This is a genomic window from Herbaspirillum sp. UBA812 (genome assembly GCF_002296545.1).
GTDB lineage: Bacteria > Pseudomonadota > Gammaproteobacteria > Burkholderiales > Burkholderiaceae_D > Herbaspirillum > Herbaspirillum huttiense.
In genome coordinates this window covers 18,980-38,727 of sequence record NZ_DBIC01000375.1, presented here as the reverse complement: position 1 = coordinate 38,727, position 19,748 = coordinate 18,980, and the positions used below count along the sequence as shown (strand labels likewise).

At 63.8% G+C, this 19,748-nt stretch carries 20 protein-coding genes; 6 read left to right on the top strand and 14 right to left on the bottom strand.

Annotated elements, in window-relative coordinates; all coding sequences use genetic code 11:
- Positions 1-128: 128 nt before the first annotated feature.
- From B3873_RS24865 to leuS, 11 genes are all read right to left on the bottom strand, one after another.
- On the bottom strand, positions 129-665 hold the full coding sequence (locus B3873_RS24865) for a 2,4'-dihydroxyacetophenone dioxygenase family protein (protein ID WP_051156656.1): 537 nt from the start codon (positions 663-665) through the stop codon (positions 129-131).
- A gap of 333 nt (positions 666-998) precedes the next feature.
- Complete coding sequence (locus B3873_RS24860) at positions 999-1,910, bottom strand: LysR family transcriptional regulator (RefSeq protein ID WP_039789542.1); 912 nt, start codon at positions 1,908-1,910, stop codon at positions 999-1,001.
- Positions 1,911-1,965: 55 nt separating this feature from the next.
- Positions 1,966-2,823 (bottom strand): dioxygenase, encoded by an 858-nt coding sequence (locus tag B3873_RS24855; RefSeq protein WP_286869683.1) that lies wholly within the window; start codon positions 2,821-2,823, stop codon positions 1,966-1,968.
- Between the two features lie 186 nt (positions 2,824-3,009).
- Entirely contained in the window at positions 3,010-3,423 is a 414-nt protein-coding gene (locus B3873_RS24850) for a DoxX family protein (protein WP_121042936.1), read from the bottom strand.
- A 177-nt stretch (positions 3,424-3,600) separates the two neighbouring features.
- Positions 3,601-4,857: a THUMP domain-containing class I SAM-dependent RNA methyltransferase gene (locus B3873_RS24845; protein WP_286869681.1), complete on the bottom strand. Its 1,257-nt coding sequence runs from the start codon at positions 4,855-4,857 to the stop codon at positions 3,601-3,603.
- Between the two features lie 99 nt (positions 4,858-4,956).
- Positions 4,957-5,562 carry a 2-hydroxychromene-2-carboxylate isomerase gene (locus B3873_RS24840; protein ID WP_209533582.1) on the bottom strand — a complete coding sequence of 202 codons (606 nt, stop codon included), beginning with the start codon at positions 5,560-5,562 and terminating at the stop codon, positions 4,957-4,959.
- A 66-nt stretch (positions 5,563-5,628) separates the two neighbouring features.
- The gene (locus B3873_RS24835) at positions 5,629-6,054 is read right to left on the bottom strand and encodes a CopD family protein (RefSeq protein ID WP_008325441.1); all 426 of its coding nucleotides are present in this window, start codon (positions 6,052-6,054) and stop codon (positions 5,629-5,631) included.
- Between the two features lie 49 nt (positions 6,055-6,103).
- A complete protein-coding gene (locus B3873_RS24830) occupies positions 6,104-7,372 on the bottom strand; it encodes a glutamate-5-semialdehyde dehydrogenase (protein WP_034340111.1) in 1,269 nt (422 codons plus the stop codon).
- A 74-nt stretch (positions 7,373-7,446) separates the two neighbouring features.
- On the bottom strand, positions 7,447-8,466 hold the full coding sequence (holA, locus tag B3873_RS24825) for a DNA polymerase III subunit delta (protein WP_121042941.1): 1,020 nt from the start codon (positions 8,464-8,466) through the stop codon (positions 7,447-7,449).
- Between the two features lie 18 nt (positions 8,467-8,484).
- The gene (gene lptE, locus B3873_RS24820; protein WP_286869679.1) at positions 8,485-9,030 is read right to left on the bottom strand and encodes an LPS assembly lipoprotein LptE; all 546 of its coding nucleotides are present in this window, start codon (positions 9,028-9,030) and stop codon (positions 8,485-8,487) included.
- A 28-nt stretch (positions 9,031-9,058) separates the two neighbouring features.
- On the bottom strand, positions 9,059-11,707 hold the full coding sequence (leuS, locus tag B3873_RS24815) for a leucine--tRNA ligase (RefSeq protein WP_286869678.1): 2,649 nt from the start codon (positions 11,705-11,707) through the stop codon (positions 9,059-9,061).
- A 523-nt stretch (positions 11,708-12,230) separates the two neighbouring features.
- Here leuS and B3873_RS24810 point away from each other — a divergent pair.
- The 6 genes from B3873_RS24810 (at position 12,231) to B3873_RS24785 (ending at position 18,037) form a co-directional block, all read left to right on the top strand.
- Positions 12,231-13,334 carry a LacI family DNA-binding transcriptional regulator gene (locus B3873_RS24810; RefSeq protein ID WP_286869677.1) on the top strand — a complete coding sequence of 368 codons (1,104 nt, stop codon included), beginning with the start codon at positions 12,231-12,233 and terminating at the stop codon, positions 13,332-13,334.
- Between the two features lie 61 nt (positions 13,335-13,395).
- On the top strand, positions 13,396-14,403 hold the full coding sequence (locus B3873_RS24805; RefSeq protein WP_034338144.1) for an ABC transporter substrate-binding protein: 1,008 nt from the start codon (positions 13,396-13,398) through the stop codon (positions 14,401-14,403).
- 30 nt (positions 14,404-14,433) lie between these two features.
- The gene (locus tag B3873_RS24800) at positions 14,434-15,315 is read left to right on the top strand and encodes an ABC transporter permease (protein ID WP_402708250.1); all 882 of its coding nucleotides are present in this window, start codon (positions 14,434-14,436) and stop codon (positions 15,313-15,315) included.
- Positions 15,316-15,324: 9 nt separating this feature from the next.
- Positions 15,325-16,128, top strand: a complete 804-nt coding sequence (locus tag B3873_RS24795) for an ABC transporter permease (RefSeq protein WP_039789523.1) — start codon at positions 15,325-15,327, stop codon at positions 16,126-16,128.
- Positions 16,125-17,219: an ABC transporter ATP-binding protein gene (locus B3873_RS24790; RefSeq protein WP_286869675.1), complete on the top strand. Its 1,095-nt coding sequence runs from the start codon at positions 16,125-16,127 to the stop codon at positions 17,217-17,219. The genes B3873_RS24795 and B3873_RS24790 overlap by 4 nt, the downstream gene beginning before the upstream one ends.
- On the top strand, positions 17,216-18,037 hold the full coding sequence (locus B3873_RS24785) for a phosphodiesterase (RefSeq protein ID WP_286869674.1): 822 nt from the start codon (positions 17,216-17,218) through the stop codon (positions 18,035-18,037). Before B3873_RS24790 ends, B3873_RS24785 begins: the two co-directional genes overlap by 4 nt.
- Before the next feature lie 95 nt (positions 18,038-18,132).
- Here B3873_RS24785 and B3873_RS24780 read toward each other — a convergent pair whose 3' ends face one another.
- The 3 genes from B3873_RS24780 to B3873_RS24770 are packed head-to-tail and all read right to left on the bottom strand — an operon-like array spanning position 18,133 to position 19,644.
- Positions 18,133-18,459 (bottom strand): barstar family protein, encoded by a 327-nt coding sequence (locus B3873_RS24780; RefSeq protein WP_276837777.1) that lies wholly within the window; start codon positions 18,457-18,459, stop codon positions 18,133-18,135.
- A 12-nt stretch (positions 18,460-18,471) separates the two neighbouring features.
- Positions 18,472-18,915 carry an ExbD/TolR family protein gene (locus B3873_RS24775; RefSeq protein WP_286869673.1) on the bottom strand — a complete coding sequence of 148 codons (444 nt, stop codon included), beginning with the start codon at positions 18,913-18,915 and terminating at the stop codon, positions 18,472-18,474.
- A gap of 33 nt (positions 18,916-18,948) precedes the next feature.
- A complete protein-coding gene (locus B3873_RS24770) occupies positions 18,949-19,644 on the bottom strand; it encodes a MotA/TolQ/ExbB proton channel family protein (RefSeq protein ID WP_034341031.1) in 696 nt (231 codons plus the stop codon).
- Positions 19,645-19,748: the final 104 nt, after the last annotated feature.

Here is a 19,748-nt window from a genome sequence, read left to right as displayed (position 1 = left end):
CACCTGCGCGCCGCCCGCGGCCAGGCGTGCGCTGATGGCTGTGCCGATGCCGCCATGGCCGCCGGTGACCACGGCCACGCAGTCGCCAAAGTCATGGGATGCGCGGGAATAAGTCATTTCATGCATCCTCAGCGCACGAAGCGATCGACGTAGTTGCTGCCCAGGCCGACCGCTTCATAGTGCTTGCGGCACATGTCGAGCTTGGTGAAGACATCCTCGTAGCCTTCGAACTTGCCCCAGGGGTCGCAATAGAACATCACGCCGGTGATGTGGAAGTAGGTGATCATCTCTTCCACGTCTTCGGGCACGTAGAGGGTGTGGGTCTCGCCCGGCGGTTCAAAGACGTAGCTGCCCTGTTCGGCGATCCAGTCATGTTCCAGATAGCGCCAGCGGCCTTTGAGCACCATGCCGTGCACCGGTGCCGGATGGCGGTGGCGCGACAGCACGCCGGACTTGCGCACGCGCAGCAGGTTGGTCCAGTAGCCCTGCGAGACATTCAGGCAGAGCGGACGGAACCAGACATTCTCGGCTTGCGGCACCCACACGCGTTCGTCCTCCGGGACCGCCGGATTGACCACGATCTCCAGTGGCGCTTCCTTGGGGTTGGGGAACTGGTAGGGCTTCATCTTCAGTTCGGCGGGCATGGGGGTGCCGGTGGCTGTCATGTGGGGTCTCCTGATGTTCTTCTGTTGAATCCGGACTTTGTTCAATATATGGACAAAGCGTTCGCCATATGGTCAATGTCGACGATAGAAGACGGTGTGTCAATGGCGCTTCGGCCCGGACAGGCCCGCAAGAAAGCGAGCCAGAATCGCATGCGTCGGTCTGCTCCACTGCAATTGCGGGCCCGTGCAGCGTCCGCAAGACGAGCCTGCAAGCTTGTGTGAGGATGCATGAAAATTATGCATGGCTGCCGTTCAAGCCAGCCTGCGGGAGAGCATGGGCGCGCTGCGAGAACGGCTGCGTTGCCGCCGCCGTGGGATCAGGCGATCAGGCGATCAGGCCTCGGCCGGTCCGGACCAGTGCACCTGCGCGAAGGCTTCGGACAGAAAGTCCAGCATCGCCCTGACCTTGGCCGGCAGATGCGCGCGGCTGGGGTAGACCGCGTAGATGCCGAGGTCCGGCACGGTGTAGTCGGTGAGCAGCGGGACCAGCTGTCCGCTGCGCAGGTACTGATCGATCATGAAGGTCGGCTGGCGCGTGATGCCGATGCCGCCCAGCGCTGCCTGCACGCAGCTGTCGCCATTGTTGACGTGCATGCGTGCATTGACGCGCACGCTCACCGGACCTTCCGGCCCGCTGAACTGCCACTCGTCCTTGCCGTGGTTGTAGCTGTAGCTGATGATCTGGTGTTGTGCCAGCTCGTGCGGATGGCGCGGCGTGCCGTGCTGTTCCAGGTAGCCGGGGGAAGCGCAGATGGGCAGGCTGGTGCTGGTGAGCTTGCGGTGGATCAGCGTGGAATCGGCCAGCCGGGCGATGCGGATCGCCAGGTCATAGCCTTCGTCGATGATGTCGACGATGCGATCCGAGAGGGTGATGTCCAGTTCCACTTCCGGATGGCGTTCCAGGAAGATCGGCCACAGCGGTGCCAGGTGCAGGATGCCGAAGGTCACGGGGGCATTGATGCGCAGCAGGCCGGCGGGCTTGGCGCTGCCGGCCAGCAGCAGGTCATCGGCTTCTTCCAGCGCTGCAACTATCTGCTTGCAGCGTTCCAGGTAGAGGCTGCCGGCTTCGGTCAGCGAGAGCCGCCGGGTGGTCCGCTGCATCAGGCGCGAACCCAGGCGCGCTTCCAGTTCCAGTACCGTGCGTGAGACGGCGGCCTTGGAGATGCCCAGCGCATCGGCCGCCTTGACGAAGCTGCCGAGGTCGGCCACGGCGATGAAGCATTCGATTTCACGCAGTTTGTTCAAATCTTGTTTTCCCCGAGAGGGCGCTGCGCTGGCCCGCCCCGGAACAGACGGCGGCTCAGGCAGCTGCCGGAAGTTGTGCCAGCAGGCGGGCACCGGTGCCGAAGGCGAAGGCGTCCATGCGCAGGCTATGATACGTCGAACCGCTGTCGAGGTGTACCAGCTGTGTCCAGTCATCGGCCGCGCCCATGGCGAAGAACAGGCTCAGCAGGTGTTCGTCGCTGGGATGCGTGCGCACCGCATGCGGGGCGGTGGTCCGGTAGCCGAACAGGGCCTGCAGGTCGCCGGCCCGCATGCGGTCGAGGAACCAGCGCAGGAATTCCAGCGTATGCGGCGCATCGCCGCCCTCGATCTCGTTGCGGCGCAGTTCGCGCAGGTTGTGCGTGAAGCTGCCCGAGCCGACCAGCAGGATGCCTTCCTTGGCCAGCGGCGCCAGCAGGCGGCCGACCTGATAGTGATATTCAGGCGGCTGCTGCGATTGCAGCGACAGCTGGATCACCGGCACATCGGCTTGCGGATAGAGATAGCGCAGCGGCACCCAGGCGCCGTGATCGAGGCCCCAGCCGCCATCGGTATTGGCCGGCAGGCCGCCGTCGCGCAGGCGTTGCGCCACGTGCTCGGCCAGCGCCGGTGCGCCGGGGGCAGGATAGTCCAGTTCATAGAGTTCCTGCGGGAAACCACCGAAGTCATGGATCACGCGCGGCTTGGCCTGGTTGCCCACGCGCGGCGTGAAAGTCTCCCAGTGCGGCGACACCATCACGATGCCACGCGGACGCGGCAGCGTCGCACCGATGCTGGCCAGCAGCGGACCGGTGCGGCCCGGTTCGACGGCCAGCATGGGCGAGCCGTGCGAGACGAACAGCGAGGGCAGGGGAAGGCTATCGACGGTGCTGGAGAGAGTGGACACGGTGGACATGATGGTTTCCTTGTGAATCGCTATAAACGATATAAAACATTAAAAACATTTAAAACATTTAAAACGTTTGGAGCATCGACTGCTTTGATGCGGTTTGAAACTTTGTCGCCGGATGGCGTGCGCCGGGCACGGGCCCGGCGCTGATCCTGCGAGAGATTGTTGGCTGATGATGCCATCAATGCGCCATCAGCGCTGCGCTTCACGCTTCAGGGCAAATGCGCCATCACCCAGCAGGAACACGGCAATCAGGCCGACGATCCAGAGCGCCAGGTATTCCCAGCCGCCCTTGGGATTGGTGAAGAAGAAGCCGGCCTTGCCATGCACCAGCACGATCGCGCCCAGCAGGTCCGCTGCCAGCGGCAGGGCCAGCCAGCGACCGTAGAAGCCCAGCACCAGCGCGATGCCGCCCACCACTTCCAGTGCCATGACCGGATAGGCGAACCAGCCCGGCACGCCCAGCGAGGCGAAGAAGCCGACGGTCCCGGCGGGTGTGAAGACGAACAGTTTCAGGCCGGCGTGGACCAGGAAGAAAATGCCCATGGTGACGCGCAGCAGGAAGGCGGCGTAGTCGGCGCGGGTGTTGACGGTAACGGTGGTCATGGTGATCCCGGAAAAGTGTGGAGTGGATGAAGGATGGCGAGCGTTGCGCTTTTTTTCTTGCGTGCGCTACTGCAGTCACCAAGTCCACACTGTAGGGAAGAAGGCAGGCCGGATAAACCGGTGGCGGCGGGATGGATTGTCTTGGAGAAGTTGACAATCCATCCGCGCCGGAGAGCATCAGTCCTCGCTGTCGCGCGAGACCGGCTTGGCTTCCTCGCGGCGGTTGTAGCCGGCCACCATGTCGAAGCGGAACAGGCGGCATTCCAGGGCACCGTTGAAGAACGGCGTCTTGCGGGCTTCCTTCAGGCGCATCAGCTTGGGCAGGCCGAGGTCGGCCGAGAACAGGAACACGCTCCAGCCGGCAAAGCGCTGCTTCAGGGTGCTGGAGAAGGCGCTGAAGAACTGCGTGAACAATTCCTCGGTCGGCAAGGCACGGTCACCGCGCACGCCGATACGTTCACCGTAGGGCGGATTGGAGAGGATGATGCCGACCAGCGGCTTGCCCTCGGCATCGACCGGCGGCTTGATTTCCTGCGCTTCGATCTGCTTCAGCGGCACTTCGAAATGCACGCCGGCGCGTACCAGGTTCTTGCGGGTCAGTTCCACCATGTCGCCGGAGATGTCGCTGCCGAACAGCGTGGGCGTGGTCGGAATCGGATTGGGTTTGAAATCGCCCTTGATGGCGAACCAGGCATCGGCATCGAAGTTGCTGAACTTCTCGAAGGCGAAGCGGCGGCGCGCGCCCGGCGGCACGCCGGCGATGATCTGCGCGGCCTCGGCCAGGATGGTGCCGGAACCGCACATGGGATCGAACAGCGGCACGCCCGGCTTCCAGCCGGCCGTGCGCAGCAGGCCTGCAGCCAGGTTCTCGCGCAGCGGTGCGTCACCGGTTTCTTCGCGCCAGCCGCGCTTGAACAGCGCTTCGCCCGAGGTATCGAGATAGACCGTGAAATTGTGGGCATCGACGAAACCGGCGATGCGCATGTCAGGCGTGCGCGTGTTCACCGAAGGACGCAGCTTGAACTGATCCAGGAAGCGGTCGCAGATCGCATCCTTGATCTTGAGGGTGCTGAACTCCAGGCTGCGCAGGGGCGACTTCACGGCGGTCAGGTCGACGCGGATGGTGTGCGAGACCTTGAACCAGTCTTCCCAGGCTTGCGCCAGGGTGAGGTCGTAGATGTCGTTCTCGTTCTTGTAGGAACCATGGCCCATGCGCAGCAGCACGCGGCTGGCGATGCGCGAGTGCAGGTTCATCTGGTAGGCCGCCAGCAGGGTGCCGGAGCAGTGCACGCCACCGGGCACCTGGTTGTGCACCTTGAGGTTGGCGGCGGGGCCGGCGTGCTCGGCGATCTCGTTGAGTTCTTCCGCCAGGGCCGCTTCCAGGCCGCGCGGGCAGGGACAGAAGTAAGAGTAGTGGGTGTCGGGAGATTGCATGGGAGTACCTTTTATCCGTTGGAAAACAAAGTAACAAAAATGAAAAAAGCCGGACTGCGCGGGTCGCTGCGCAGTCCGGCGTCATTGTACGCTGGCCGCTCAGCCTTTCGCGAAGGCACGCTCGATGAAGTCCAGACGATCCTGGCCCCAGTAGCCTTCACCGTCGTAGACGTACCACGGCGCACCGAAGATGCTGGCGGCATTGGCCTCGTCGGTGAAGCGGTCGAATTCGGCCTGCACGCTGGCCGTTTCAGCCGACTTCAGCAGGGCCGCGCCATCGTGGTCATTGGCATTGGCGATGGCCACCAGGGTGTCGTGGTCGGCGATGTTGCGTTGTTCTTCCCACACCGCGCGCATGATGGCGCCGGTCAGGCGCAGTGATGCGGCGGTGCCGTGGGCCAGTTGGGTGGCGATGATCAGGCGCGCCGCATTGTCGCTGTTGACCGGGAAATAGGTCGGTTGCAGCACCATGGGCTTGCCCAGGAATTCGCTCCAGCGTGCCAGTTCCTTGAGGCGATAGGCCTGGCGCTGTGGTGCGCGCTTGGCCAGCGGCAGGCCGCCGGAGACACCGAAGATCTTGGACAGATCGAAGGGCTTGGGCAGGATCTGCACTTGGTATTTTTCGGCGAGGGCGACGAAACGATCGTGGCCCAGGTAGGCGAACGGTGAATGCGGCGCGAAGAAGTACTCACAGACTTTGCTCATGACCGGCTCCGGAAGGATGAGTGTGGAATGTAGCGGACGAAGACTGCTGAGATAGTTGCAGAATGATCAGAACGGCTTGACCACCACCAGGATCACGATGGCCAGCATCAGCAGCACCGGCACTTCGTTGAACCAGCGATACCAGACGTGGCTGCGCACGTTCTTGCCGTGTTCGAATTTCTTGAGCAGCGAGCCGCAGGCGTGCTGGTAGCCGATCACCAGCACCACCAGGAACAGCTTGGCATGCAGCCAGCCATTGCCGGGGCCCTTCCAGAACGACCAGGTGATGGCCAGCAGCCACACGCCCAGCACCAGCGCCACCAGCGAGATCATGCCGGTGAAGCGGTACAGGCGGCGCGCCATGCCCAGCAGGCGTTCGCGCGCGACCAGGTCGGTCTCCTGCGCCAGGTTCACGAAGATGCGCGGCAGGTAGAACAGGCCGGCGAACCAGGAGGCGATGAAGACGATGTGCAGGGCTTTGATCCAGAGCATGGCTATCCTTGTCGTACGTGATGGCTTGGGGGTGTGGCGTGCGTGTGTCTTACTGGCGGACCTGTCCCTGGCCCAGCACTACGTATTTCAGCGAGGTCAGTCCTTCCAGTCCCACCGGGCCGCGGGCATGCAGCTTGTCGTTGGAGATGCCGATCTCCGCGCCCAGGCCGTATTCGAAGCCATCGGCAAAGCGGGTCGAGGCATTGACCATGACCGAGGCCGAATCCACTTCGCGCAGGAAACGCATGGCGCGCGTGTAATCCTCGGTGATGATGCTGTCGGTGTGCTGCGAAGAATGGCGATTGATGTGCTCGATGGCCTCATCCATGTCGGCCACCACTTTCACGGCCAGGATGGGGGCCAGGTATTCGGTGTCCCAATCCTCTTCGGTCGCCGCCTTGAGCAGCGGGTAGCCGGCCAGGATCTCGGCGGCTTCCGGATCGCAGCGCAGTTCCACTTCCTTGACGCGATACAGTTCGGACAGCGGCGGCAGGATGGCGGCGGCGATGTTGCGCGACACCAGCAGGGTTTCCATGGTATTGCAGGTGCCGTAGCGATGGCACTTGGCATTGAAGGCCACATCGAGTGCCTTGCGGGTGTCGGCCTTGTCGTCGATGTAGACGTGGCAGATGCCGTCGAGGTGCTTGATCATCGGCACCTTGGCTTCCTTCATGAGGCGCTCGATCAGGCCCTTGCCGCCGCGCGGGACGATCACGTCCACGTATTCCTGCATGGTGATGAGCGCACCCACGGCAGCACGGTCGGTGGTCTCGACTACCTGCACTGCCTGTTCCGGCAGACCGGCACCGGCCAGTCCTTCCTTGACCAGCTTGGCCAGCGCCTGGTTGCAGTGGATGGCTTCGGAACCGCCGCGCAGGATGGTGGCGTTGCCACTCTTGATGCACAGGCCGGCGGCATCGACCGTCACGTTCGGACGAGCTTCGTAGATGATCCCGATCACGCCCAGCGGCACGCGCATCTGGCCGACCTGGATGCCGGTGGGGCGGTACTTCATGTTGCTGATCTCGCCGATGGGATCGGGCAGGGAGGCGATCTGCTCCAGGCCTTCGGCCATGGTGGCGATGGCCTTGTCGGACAAGGTCAGGCGATCCAGCATGGCTTCGGCCAGACCGTTGGCGCGGGCAGCGTCCAGGTCCAGCGCATTGGCCGCACGCAGGGCGTCAGCGTCGCGGCGGATGGCGGCCGCGATCAGCAGCAGCGCCTGGTTCTTGGCAGCGGTATCGGCGCGCGCCATGGCGCGCGAGGCAGCACGGGCCTGCTGGCCGATGCGGTTCATGTAAAGGTCGATGTTTTCCATGCTGTTTTCTCCGGGGCGCGATGCGCGCGTCGGGTTCGATGTTCGGTATTCGATGTGCCGGGTGTGCGGCCGGATCAGCGTCCGCGTGCCAGCTTCAGGCCCAGTTGCAGCAAGGCATCCCACGGGTCGCCGGCAAAGCTGCGGGCACGCAGGCCCTTGACCATGCGGTCCACCAGGGCCGCTTCCTGCAGCGCCTGTTCCAGCGCGGCCAGGCTGATGCGGCGCAGGGCCGGCTCCATCAGGCGTTCGCGCGGGCCCCAGATGCGGTATTCCTTCAACAGCGCGCCCACGGGTTTGCCCTGGGCCATGCCGGATTTGAGCTTGAGCAGGGTGCGGATCTCTTCGGTGACCGCCCACAGCACCAGCGGCAGCGCCTCGCCTTCGCCCTTCAAGCCGTCCATCATGCGCGTCAGGCGCGCGATGTCGCCCGAGAGCATGGCTTCGTTGAGCTTGAAGACGTCATAACGCGCCACGTTCAGCACCGCGTCCTGCACCTGTTCGAAACTGAGCTTGCCGGGCGGATGCAGCAGCGCCAGCTTCTGGATTTCCTGGTGCGCGGCCAGCAGGTTGCCTTCCACGCGATCCGCGATGAAATCCAGGCAGGCCCGGTCGGCGCTCTGCTGCTGGGCCGCCAGGCGGTTGCCGATCCAGGCCGGCAGCTGTGCGCGTTCCACCAGCGGAATGTCGATGTAGACCGCCGCCTGCTGCAGGGCACCGACCCAGGCCGCTTTCTGCGTGGCCCAGTCCAGTTTGGGCAGGCTGATGATGGTCAGATTGTCGGGCGAGAGATTGGCGGCGTAATCCTGCAGCGCCTGGCCGCCATCCTTGCCGGGCTTGCCGGTGGGGATGCGCAGCTCGATCAGTTTCTTGTCGCCGAACAACGATTGCGACTGGTTGGCCGCCAGCAGCTCACCCCACTTGAAGCTGCGCTCCACCACCAGTACCTCGCGCTCGGTATAGCCATTGGCGCGGGCACTGCGGCGGATCTTGTCCGCCGCTTCCAGCGCCAGCAGGTGCTCGTCGCTGGCGATCACGTAGAGCGGGGCCAGCGATTTGCCGAGATGGGCGTCCAGGGAGTCGTGGCGCAGTTGCATGCTGATTCCGCGTGCCGCTCAGGAGTCCGAGTCGGCCGCAGCCTTCTCGTTCTTGATGGCGGTCTTGGAGGCCGACAGGCGACGCAGGATCTGCTGCACCAGGTCGGACTGCATGTCGCGGTAGAGCAGCACTTCCTCGGCCTGCTTGGCCAGTTCCTGGTTCTCGTCATAGGTGATGACGCGGCGCAGGGTGATGGCCGTCGGCGGGATCAGGATGACGCCCTTGGCATCGGTGACCGAGAAGGTGAAACGCTGGAACAGCGCGTATTCACGCACGCGGCCGTTGGTGTTCAGGGTCAGCACCTGGCGGTCGCGGGAATCGGCCAGCACCTTCAGGTTGGCTTCGGCCTCCTTGGGGTCGGACAGCACCTTGGCACCGCTGGCCTCGATGTTGCGCTTGAGTTCCACCCCGACCGCCGAGTTGGGCGCGAAGCCCAGGTAGATGGTCTTGAAGGGCAGGTCAGCCGCGCCGCGCATATGGAAGCCGCAGGCCGTGAGCATCACGGCCGCCGCCACCAGCAGCAGCCATTGCGAGAAACGCTTGATTTGGACTTGAGCGTGCATGGAGTTCCGTCGTTAAGGTTGGGCCGGATCAGGCAACGATGTTGACCAGCTTGCCCGGCACCACGATCACCTTCTTCGGTGCGCCGGTCAGGAATTTCTTGACGTCTTCGTTGGCCAGTGCGGCGGCTTCGATGGCGGCCTTGTCGGCATCCTTAGGCACGGTCACTTCACCGCGCAGCTTGCCGTTGACCTGCACCACCAGCTTCAGCTCGCTCTGTTCCAGCGCGGCCGCATCGACCTGCGGCCAGGCCGCGTCGAGGATGTCGCCCTGCGCCTGGGCATAGCCCAACTGCTGCCACAGCACATGGGTGATGTGCGGAGCCACCGGGTTCAGCACGCGCAGGAAGATCGAGAAGCACTCGGCGATCACTGCATCACCGGCCGCACCGGCCGCAGGATTGGCGGCTTCCAGCGTGTTGAGCATCTTCATGCAGGCCGAGACCACGGTGTTGTACTGGATGCGCTTGAAGTCGTTGTCGGCTTGCTGCAGGACCTTGTGCACTTCGCGGCGCAGGGTCTTCAGAGCATCATCGAGCTGGGCGGCATCGAGTGCACCGGCGGCGGTGATGCGCGCAGCGTTGTTGTAGCCGAAGGCCCAGACGCGGCGCAGGAAGCGGTTGGCGCCTTCCACACCGGCACCGGACCATTCCAGGGTCTGCTCCGGCGGCGAGGCGAACATGGTGAACAGGCGCGCCGTATCGGCACCGTACTGGTCGATCTGCGCTTGCGGGTCGATGCCGTTGTTCTTGGACTTGGACATCTTCTCGGTGCCGCCGATCATCACCGGCTGGCCGTCTTCCTTCAGCACGGCCGAGACCGGACGGCCCTTGTCGTCGAAGGACAGGTCCACATCAGCCGGGTTGTACCAGGTCTTCTTGCCGGCGGCGTCTTCGCGATAGTAGGTCTCGTTCAAGACCATGCCTTGCGTCAGCAGGTTGGTGAAGGGCTCGTCGAACTTGACCAGGCCGAAGTCGCGCATGACCTTGGTCCAGAAGCGTGCGTAAAGCAGGTGCAGCACGGCGTGTTCGATGCCGCCGATGTACTGGTCCATGGGCATCCAGTAATCGTTGCGGGAGTCGACCATCGCCTCGTTGCTGCCCGGCGAGGTATAGCGCATGTAGTACCAGGACGAATCCACGAAGGTGTCCATGGTGTCGGTTTCGCGGCGCGCCGGCTTGCCACAGCAGGGGCAGTCGACCTTGAGGAATTGCTCATGCTTGTTCAACGGGTTGCCGCTGCCGTCCGGCACGCAGTCTTCCGGCAGCACGACCGGCAGGTCCTTCTCGGGCACCGGCACGTCGCCGCAATCCGGGCAATGGATGATGGGGATGGGGGTGCCCCAGTAACGCTGGCGCGAGATACCCCAGTCGCGCAGGCGGAAGGTCACCTTCTTCTCGCCCAGACCCTGTGCGGCCAGGTCGGCGGCGACCGCATCGACGGCGGCCTGATACCCCAGCCCATCGTACTTGCCGGACGCGATGGTCTTGCCGGCTTCCTTGTCGCCGTACCATTCTTCCCAGGCTTCGGTGGAGTAGGTCTTGCCTTCCACGGCGATGACCTGCTTGATCGGCAGATTGTATTTGCGGGCGAAGGCGAAGTCGCGCTCGTCATGCGCCGGCACGCCCATCACGGCACCGTCGCCGTAGGTGATGAGCACATAGTTGCCGACCCAGACTTCGACCTGCTCGCCGGTCAGCGGATGGGTGACGAACAGGCCCGTGGGCATGCCCTTCTTTTCCATCGTCGCCATGTCGGCTTCGATCACGCTGCCTTGCTTGCATTCGGCGATGAAGGCTTGCAGGGCCGGGTTGTTTTCTGCGGCGAGGGTGGCCAGCGGGTGTTCCGGGGCCACGGCGCAGAAGGTCACGCCCATGATGGTGTCGGCGCGGGTGGTGAAGACGAACAGCTTGCCGTCGTTGATCAGCTGGCCGTCCGCGCCCTTGATCTGGTGCGGGAAGGCGAAGCGCACGCCGGTGGACTTGCCGATCCAGTTGGCCTGCATCAGGCGCACGCGCTCGGGCCAGCCGGGCAGCTTGGTCTCGACGTGTTCCAGCAGTTCGTCGGCGTAGTCGGTGATCTTGGCGTAGTACATCGGAATCTCGCGCTTTTCGATCACGGCACCCGAACGCCAGCCACGGCCGTCGATGACCTGCTCGTTGGCCAGCACGGTCTGGTCGATCGGATCCCAGTTCACGGTCCCGGTCTTCTTGTAGATGATGCCCTTCTCCAGCATCTTCAGGAACATCCACTGGTTCCACTTGTAGTACTCGGGACGGCAGGCCGTCATCTCGCGCGACCAGTCGATGGCCAGGCCCATCGACTGCATCTGCGACTTCATATATTCAATATTGGAATAAGTCCACTGCGCCGGCGGCACGCCATTGGCCATGGCGGCGTTTTCGGCGGGCATGCCGAAGGCATCCCAGCCCATGGGCATCAGGACGTTGTAGCCGTTCATGCGCAGGTAGCGATACATCACATCGTTGATGGTGTAGTTGCGCACGTGGCCCATGTGCAGCTTGCCGGAGGGGTAGGGCAGCATCGAGCAGGCGTAGAACTTCTTCTTGTCGCGGCCTTCCTTGTCGCGGGCGTTTTCGACGGTCTTGTAGGCGTCGATGGCGTTCCAGTGCTGCTGTGCGGACTGTTCAACTTCGGCTGGGCTGTATTTATCTTGCATGACGGGCTGATACGGATGGAATTCGGTTGGGAGGGGACTGCAATTCGAAACCCTGCATTATACCGGCTCACCGCCCCGGCGCGGCATTCCGGCCCGCCCTTGCGCGGCCCCCGCGCCGCCCCGCCCGAAAAAAAGCCCGCCTCGGTGAAGAGGCGGGCCAAGACCCCTGTGCCTGAGCAGGGCGGCAGCAGGGATAGCAGCTACACGGTTCCCGCCTGCGAGGGGGCGACGGACTGGGATGGTGCGCTGACCAGCATGAAGGCTGGCGTGACGTATGAAACCATCGGCAACGGCGGTGTGGCGTGTTCTCGAAATACTTCTTGTTAATTCTCGAAAAATTGTGAAAAAGCAATTTTTTATTGAGGTTGGCTTGAATTTGGCTGCTTCGTTTGACGGGAGATGGAAAGTCGCTGTGAGCCAGCATTTGTGAGGTTTTCGTTCACATTCCACACGGTTTGATGGTCATGAGGGCGTAACAATCGGGCGGCATCATGAAATCGTTTTCATTTGCCCCGGAAACCCCGTGCGTCCGTCCATCAAACAAGTTGCCCATCTGGCTGGCGTCTCCATTGCCACCGTGTCCCGCCTGCTCAACAAGCCGGGTTCGGTCAGTGCGGAAACCGCCGAGAAGATCCATCGCAGCATCGCCGAACTGGGCTTCCGTCCCAATTTCACCGGCCGCAACTTGCGCGCCGGCAATTCGCGCACGGTCGGGGTGGTGGTGCCCACGCTGTCCAACACGGTCTTCGCCCAGTGCCTGCAAGGCATCGAGCTGGCCGCGCGCGCGCTGGATTACTCGGTCATGTTCACCACCACCGAATACCTGCCCGAAGATGAATCGGCGGCGGTGGAGTTGCTGCTGGGCCATCGCGTCGATGGCGTGATCCTGACGGTGGCCGATGCCGGTGCCAATGCCACGCTGGACCTGCTGGAGCGCGAGCGCATTCCCTTCGTGCTGGCCTACAACCAGCTGGCCGCTGCCGCTGCCGCTGCCGCTGCGGATGCCGAGGGCGCCACGCATCGCGCTTCGGTCTCGGTGGACAACCGCGCTGCCGCCTGCGATGCCGTCAGCCACCTGATCGGGCTGGGGCATCGCCGCATCCAGATGCTCTCCGGCCGCTTCAATGCGTCCGACCGCGCCATGCAGCGCTACTGCGGTTATCTCGATGCCATGCAGGCCGCCGGACTGGCGCCGCTGGCGGCCATCGAGGTCGAGCGCCACACGCTCACCGCGGCTACCGATTACCAGCAGATGATGGCCGACCCCTTGCATCGCCCGACGGCGCTGTTCTGTTCCAACGACCTGCTGGCCCTGAGCGCCATGCGCGATCTGCGCGCGCTGGGCTTGCAGGTGCCGGAGGACATCTCGGTGATGGGCTTCGACGGCATCCCCGTCGGGGCGCTGATGCAGCCGGTGCTGGCCAGCGTGGTGCAGCCCTCCGAGCAGATCGGCGATGTCGCGCTGCGCACGCTGGTCGATGCCATCGAGCGCGCGCTGCCGGCAGCTGCCGCCGCCGCGGCGGTCGAGGAGGCGCCGGTGCCGGTCATCGCCGGGGTGCGCCACATCCTCCCGCATACGCTGCGCGAAGGGGGCTCGGTGGCACCGCCTGCACCGGCCTCTTGCTGATGCTGATGTCGTCAAGAATTTGTTGTGCCCTCGTTGTTCAACCTCTAGGAAAGGATCTGACATGTTCCTGAAACGTGTTATTCAAACCGCTGCCGGCGCGCTGTTGCTGTCGGCTTCCCTGGCCGCTTCGGCCCAGACCGCGATCTGCTACAACTGTCCGCCCGAGTGGGCTGACTGGGCCGCACAGATCAAGGCCATCAAGGACAAGACCGGCATCACCGTGCCGCCCGACAACAAGAACAGCGGCCAGGCCCTGGCCCAGCTGACGGCCGAGAAGGCCAGCCCGGTGGCTGATTTCACCTACCTGGGCGTGTCCTTCGGCATCGAAGCGAAGAACAAGGACCTGGTGGCCGCCTACAAGCCGGCCCACTGGAACGACATCCCCAACGGACTGAAGGATCCTGACGGTTACTGGGTCACCATCCACTCCGGCACCATGGGCATCATGGTCAACGTCGATGCCTTGAAGGGCAAGCCCGTGCCCAAGTCCTGGGCCGACCTGCAGAAGCCCGAATACAAGGGCCTGATCGGCTATCTCGACCCGGCTTCGGCCTTCGTCGGCTATGTCGGCGCGGTGGCGATCAACCAGGCCATGGGCGGTACGCTGGACGATTTCTCGCCGGCCATCACCTTCTTCAAGAACCTGCAGAAGAACCAGCCCATCGTGCCCAAGCAGACTTCCTATGCACGCCTGATCTCGGGTGAAATTCCCATCCTGCTGGGCTATGACTTCGACGCCTATCGCGCCAAGTACAAGGATCACGCCAACGTCGCCTTCGTGATTCCCTCGGAAGGCACCGTCACCGTGCCCTACGTGGTCTCGCTGGTGAAGAACGGACCGCACCAGGCTGAAGCGAAGAAGGTGCTGGACTTCCTGCTGTCCGACCAGGGCCAGGCGATCTGGGCCAATGCCTACCTGCGCCCGGTGCGTGCGGCGGCGATGTCGAAGGAAGCCGAAGCGCGCTTCCTGCCGGCCTCGGAATACGCCCGTGCCAAGGCGGTGGATTACGGCAAGATGGCCGAAGCCCAGCGCAAGTTCGGCGAGCGCTACCTGGCCGAAGTACGCTGAATGCAGACCGCAGGAGCAAGCATGAAGAGCATGATTCCCCCGGCGTCCGGCGCGCCGGCCCCGCTGGCCGGCCAGCCGCCGGCGGCGCGTCCGCGCGCAGCCGGCAACGGTGTCTGGCTGTGGTTCGCCGTCCCCGGCCTGACCCTGTTCTGCGCCTTCTGGCTGCTGCCCATGGTGCGGCTGGTCGGCGTGGGTGCCTCGGGACCGGACGGCGCGATGGCCTACCTGTCGGTGCTGACCAACCGCCATTACTTCACCAGCCTGATGTCCACGCTGGCGCTGTCGGCAGTGGTCACGGTCGCCACGCTGGCCATCTCGGTGTTCGTCGGCTTGTTCCTGCAACGTAATCGTTTTCCTGGCCAGTCCGTGTTGCTGGCCATGCTGACCTTCCCGCTGGCGTTTCCCGGCGTGGTGGTCGGCTTCATGGTCATCATGCTGGCCGGACGCCAGGGGCTCATCGGTGCCTTCACCAACTGGCTCTTTGGCGAATCGCTGGTGTTCGCGTATTCGCTGGCGGGGCTGTTCCTGGGTTACCTGTATTTCTCGATTCCGCGCGTGATCCTCACCGTCGTGGCCGCCGCTGAAAAACTCGATCCCTCGCTGGAAGAAGCGGCACGCTCGCTCGGTGCCAAGCCGTGGCAGGTGCTGCTGCACGTGGTGCTGCCGGCACTGCTGCCGGCGCTCATTTCATCGGGTGCGATCTGCTTTGCCACCAGCGTCGGTGCCTTCGGGACCGCCTTCACGCTGGCGGCCAATATCGATGTGCTGCCCATGACCATCTACAACGAATTTACCGGCTACGCCAACTTCGCCACGGCCGCCTCGCTGTCCATCGTGCTGGGCCTGATCACCTGGGCGATGCTGGCACTGGCGCGTTCGCTCACCGGCAGCGGCGTGGCCGCCGCGGCATAAGGAAGAGCCATGCAAAATCGTTTCCGTTTTTACCTGCAGCTGGGATTCACGCTGCTGGTGTGCGCCTTCCTGGTGGTGCCGGTGGTGCTGTCGATGCTGGCCGGCGTGACCGAGAATTTCTTCGTCGGCCTGTCCAGCGGACTGACGCTGCGCTGGGTGGCCCAGGTGTGGGAGATGTACCAGCCCACCATCTGGCGCTCGCTCATCATCGCGTTGGCCTGCCTGGCGGTGACGCTGGTGGCCGGTGTGCCGCTGGCCTACATGCTGGCGCGCTATCGCGGCGGCCACAGCCGCCTGGCGCGCGTCATCGAAGAGTTGCTCATGATGCCGGTGGCCGTGCCGGGCCTGGCCACCGCACTGGCGCTGATCATGGCTTATGGCCAGTTGCGCGAGTTCCGCGCCAGCATTCTCTTCATCCTGGTCGGCCACGTGATCTTCACGCTGCCCTTCATGGTGCGCCCGGTGCTGGCGGTGATGCAGTCCTCGCAGCTGGCCCAGCTGGAAGAAGCCGCTGCCAGCCTGGGCGCGGGCCGGATGCGCCGCTTCTTCGGCATCGTCATTCCCAATGCCGCCTCGGGCATCCTGGCCGGGGCGCTGATGGTGGTCACGCTTTCCATCGGCGAATTCAACATCACCTGGATGCTGCACACGCCGCTGACCCAGACCCTGCCGGTGGGCCTGGCCGATGCCTATGCATCGATGCGGCTGGAGGTGGGATCGGCCTATACGCTGATCTTCTTTTTCATGATCATTCCGCTCCTGATCGGCATGCAGTGGGCGACCCAGGCAACACGCAAGAAAGTCAGTCTATGAAGCCCAAGCAAGAAGCCGTTTCCATCCACCTGCAGCAATGCGCCAAGTCCTTCGCCAATGGCACGCGTGCGCTGCAGCCGCTGGACCTCGATATCCATCCCGGTGAAACCCTGGTCCTGCTCGGTCCCTCGGGCTGCGGCAAGACCACCACGCTGCGCATGATCGCCGGGCTGGAGTTCCCCGATGAAGGCGGGCGCGTGTTCTTCGGCGACGAAGACGTGACCGCACTGCCGATTGAAAAGCGCGGCGTGGGCATGGTGTTCCAGAACTATGCGCTGTTCCCCAACATGAGCGTGGGCGAGAACATCGCCTATGGCATGAAGATCCGCAAGATCCCCGCCGGCGAACGTGCCGAGCGCGTCGAGCGCCTGCTGGAAATGGTGCATCTGCAAGGCCTCTCGCATCGCCGCGTGGACCAGCTCTCGGGCGGCCAGAAGCAGCGTGTGGCCCTGGCGCGCGCACTGGCGATGGAGCCGCGCGTGCTGTTGCTGGACGAACCGCTCACGGCACTCGACGCCAAACTGCGCGAGGCCGTGCGCAGTGACCTCAACAAGCTGCTGCGCAGCCTCGGCATCACCGCCATCTATGTCACGCACGACCAGGGCGAGGCCATGGCGCTGGGCGACCGCATCGTGGTCATGGAACGTGGCAAGATTTCGCAGATCGGCGCCCCGCGCGAGATCTACTATCATCCCGCCAATGACTTCGTGGCCGATTTCATCGGGGCGATGAATCGCGTGCAAGGTATCGTTTCGGGAGATAGATTGCTGTTGCCCACAGGGAGCCTGCCGTTGCTCGACAAGCTCGATGCGGCCCAGCAGGGGCAGCAGGCCTGTGCCCTGTTCCGTCCCGAAGATGTCGAGGTGGTGGATGTCACCGAAGCCGATGCGCAGTGCGTGCGCGGCAAGCTGCTCAACACCTTCTTCCTCGGCGACCGTACCCGGTTTGAAATCGAGATTGGCACCGAACGCCCGGTCATCGCCGAGACCAGCCGCCGTGGCTGGTGGGAAGCCGGCCAGCAGATCGCCATCCGCGTGCCGGCCGAAGCACTGGTAAAACTGGCACCGCGTGCCGAGAAGGAGACCGCATGATCCTGGGACAGATTTCCGACCTGCACATCAAGACCGATGGCAAGAAATCCTATCGCGTGGTGGATACCGCCGAAGCGCTGCGCCGCTGCGTGCGGCAGGTCAATGCATTGAAGCAGAAGCCGGACGTGCTGGTCATCACCGGCGACCTGGTGGACTTCGGCAAGCCCTCCGAATATGCCTGTCTGCGTGACCTGCTGGCGCCGCTGACCATGCCGTATTACCTGTTGCCGGGCAATCATGACGAGCGCAATGCGCTGCGCGCGGCCTTCCCGGAGCACGCCTATCTGCAGCAGGGCGGCGAGCGCATCGAGTATGTGATCGAGGATCATCCGGTGCGCATCATTGCGCTCGATACCGTGATCCCGCGCGCCAGCGGCGGCGAACTGGCCGCCTCCAGCCTGCTGTGGCTGGATGAGGTGCTGGCCCAGCAGCCGGAACGGCCGACCGTGATCGCCATGCATCACCCGCCCTTTACCACCGGCATCGGGCACATGGATGACATGGGGCTGGCCGATCCGCAGGCATTGGAGGCGGTGGTACGCAAGCATCCGCAGGTTGAACGCATCCTGTGCGGCCACCTGCATCGCTCCATCCAGCGCCGCTTTGGCGGGACGCTGGCCACGACCTGTCCGGGCGTGTCACATCAGGTGCAGCTGGACCTGGATCCGCAAGCACCTTCCTGCTTCGTCATGGAACCGCCGGGATTCCAGTTGCACTGGTGGGATGCGGCTGCGCAGAGCCTTGTCAGCCATACGGCCTTCATCGGGGAATTCGATGGGCCGTATCCGTTTTATGATGGGGATGAGTTGATTGATTGATCGATTGAACGATCGATCGCTTGGTTGATTGATCTCTTTGAGAGATCAATCAGGGCCGCCGCAGCGATGGGGGAGATGAATGGAAAACGCCAGGATCACTTCCACACCAGCGCAATGACCGGCGGCTCGTCGTAATCCTCGCAGCGGTCATTGATGGCCGTGCAGCAGAATTCCACGTCTTCCACCAGGTCTGGCAGGCGCTGGTGCAGGTCGGCGCTGTGGCTGATCTCGATGGTCAGCACTTCCTCGGGCTTGAGCCTGAACTTGCACATGCCGGCGTCATCGCGCAGGTAGGACAGGCAATCGACCCAAGCATTCATGTTGCGGCCGTAGAAATCCGGGAAGCCGAAGGCGGCTGCGCTCTCGGTATGGAAACTGTCCCAGTCGGTGATGCGGTCGCCCGCCAGTTGTACGGTGGCCATGCCTGCTCTCTTTCAGTTTGCTTGTCGGTTGCTCTTGCCGCCGCCCTTGGGGTCGGTGACGAAGCCCAGCTTGGTCAGCCCCGCACCCTGCGCGGCCGACATCACTTCGGCGATCATTTCATAACGGGTCGACTTGTCGGCGCGCAATTGCAGCTCGGGCTGCGGCTTCTTGGCCGCAGCCTTAGCCAGGCGCGCATCCATGTCCTCTTCGCTGACCGGCTGGTCGTTCCAGTACAGCTTGCCGGCCGCATCGATGCCCAGGGTGATGGTCTCCGGTTTTTCCGGAGCCGGGTTGGACTGCGCCGTGGGCAGGTCCAGCTTCAGGGCGTGGGTGAACATGGGCGCGGTGATGATGAAGATCACCAGCAGGACCAGCATCACGTCCACCATCGGGGTGACGTTGATGTCGGCCATCGGGGCCGAGTTCTGGTTGTCGTTGAATCCGCCGAAACTCATGTGGGACTCCTCTCGGATCGGGTGTCGAAAAAATTATTTGCGCATGCCGCCGACGCGCTCGCCGGTGGTCAGGTAGGCATGCAGGTCATGTGCGAAGCCATCCAGTTCGGCCAGCACCACGCGGTTGATGCGGGTGAAGGCGTTGTAGGCCAGTACGGCAGGGATCGCCACCAGCAGGCCCAGCGCGGTCATGATCAGCGCCTCGCCCACGGGGCCGGCGACCTTGTCGATCTGCACCGTGCCACTGGCCGAGACCGCCACCAGCGCGTGGTAGATGCCCCAGACGGTACCGAACAGGCCCACGAAGGGCGCGGTCGAGCCGACCGAGGCCAGCAGCGTCAGACCGCGTTCCAGCCGCGCCGAGACGCGGTTGATTTCACGGCGCAGGGTGCGCGTGATCAGCTCGCCCGGATCGGTCGCGGCGTTGAGCGACGGCGTGCCCTGCTGGCGCGTGCCGATGTCGGCCGCTTCGGCGGCACGCTCGGCCATGGGGGTGTAGATCTGTTCGCTGTCCAGGCGCTGCATGGCGGCGGTGGCGTCGGCCAGGGTCGGTGCCTGCCAGAACTGTTCGAGGGCATTGCTGCCGCGGCGAATGCGCCAGGCGGCCCAGGCCTTGGAGAGGATGTAGAACCAGCTGGCGATCGACATCAGCAACAGCAGATAGGCCACCGAGTGCGAAACGGCATCGCCTTGGGCCCAGTAGTGGGCAAATCCAACGTTCTGTTCCATGGTAGGTGCTTTCGGGAAAGACGCCGCGCGCACGCGGCAGGGAGTCAATGACGGTTGGCTGAGGGTGAGTCGCTTGGAGCGGCGGACCCCAAAAAAATTCGCTG

Bases quoted from the DNA above. Each gene is read 5' to 3' on its own strand.
- B3873_RS24865 (WP_051156656.1), bottom strand. From the start codon at position 665: ATGACAGCCACCGGCACCCCCATGCCCGCCGAACTGAAGATGAAGCCC.
- B3873_RS24855 (WP_286869683.1), bottom strand. From the start codon at position 2,823: ATGTCCACCGTGTCCACTCTCTCCAGCACCGTCGATAGCCTTCCCCTG.
- B3873_RS24850 (WP_121042936.1), bottom strand. From the start codon at position 3,423: ATGACCACCGTTACCGTCAACACCCGCGCCGACTACGCCGCCTTCCTG.
- B3873_RS24845 (WP_286869681.1), bottom strand. From the start codon at position 4,857: ATGCAATCTCCCGACACCCACTACTCTTACTTCTGTCCCTGCCCGCGC.
- B3873_RS24840 (WP_209533582.1), bottom strand. From the start codon at position 5,562: ATGAGCAAAGTCTGTGAGTACTTCTTCGCGCCGCATTCACCGTTCGCC.
- B3873_RS24835 (WP_008325441.1), bottom strand. From the start codon at position 6,054: ATGCTCTGGATCAAAGCCCTGCACATCGTCTTCATCGCCTCCTGGTTC.
- B3873_RS24830 (WP_034340111.1), bottom strand. From the start codon at position 7,372: ATGGAAAACATCGACCTTTACATGAACCGCATCGGCCAGCAGGCCCGT.
- holA (WP_121042941.1), bottom strand. From the start codon at position 8,466: ATGCAACTGCGCCACGACTCCCTGGACGCCCATCTCGGCAAATCGCTG.
- lptE (WP_286869679.1), bottom strand. From the start codon at position 9,030: ATGCACGCTCAAGTCCAAATCAAGCGTTTCTCGCAATGGCTGCTGCTG.
- leuS (WP_286869678.1), bottom strand. From the start codon at position 11,707: ATGCAAGATAAATACAGCCCAGCCGAAGTTGAACAGTCCGCACAGCAG.
- B3873_RS24805 (WP_034338144.1), top strand. From the start codon at position 13,396: ATGTTCCTGAAACGTGTTATTCAAACCGCTGCCGGCGCGCTGTTGCTG.
- B3873_RS24800 (WP_402708250.1), top strand. From the start codon at position 14,434: ATGATTCCCCCGGCGTCCGGCGCGCCGGCCCCGCTGGCCGGCCAGCCG.
- B3873_RS24795 (WP_039789523.1), top strand. From the start codon at position 15,325: ATGCAAAATCGTTTCCGTTTTTACCTGCAGCTGGGATTCACGCTGCTG.
- B3873_RS24790 (WP_286869675.1), top strand. From the start codon at position 16,125: ATGAAGCCCAAGCAAGAAGCCGTTTCCATCCACCTGCAGCAATGCGCC.
- B3873_RS24785 (WP_286869674.1), top strand. From the start codon at position 17,216: ATGATCCTGGGACAGATTTCCGACCTGCACATCAAGACCGATGGCAAG.
- B3873_RS24780 (WP_276837777.1), bottom strand. From the start codon at position 18,459: ATGGCCACCGTACAACTGGCGGGCGACCGCATCACCGACTGGGACAGT.
- B3873_RS24775 (WP_286869673.1), bottom strand. From the start codon at position 18,915: ATGAGTTTCGGCGGATTCAACGACAACCAGAACTCGGCCCCGATGGCC.
- B3873_RS24770 (WP_034341031.1), bottom strand. From the start codon at position 19,644: ATGGAACAGAACGTTGGATTTGCCCACTACTGGGCCCAAGGCGATGCC.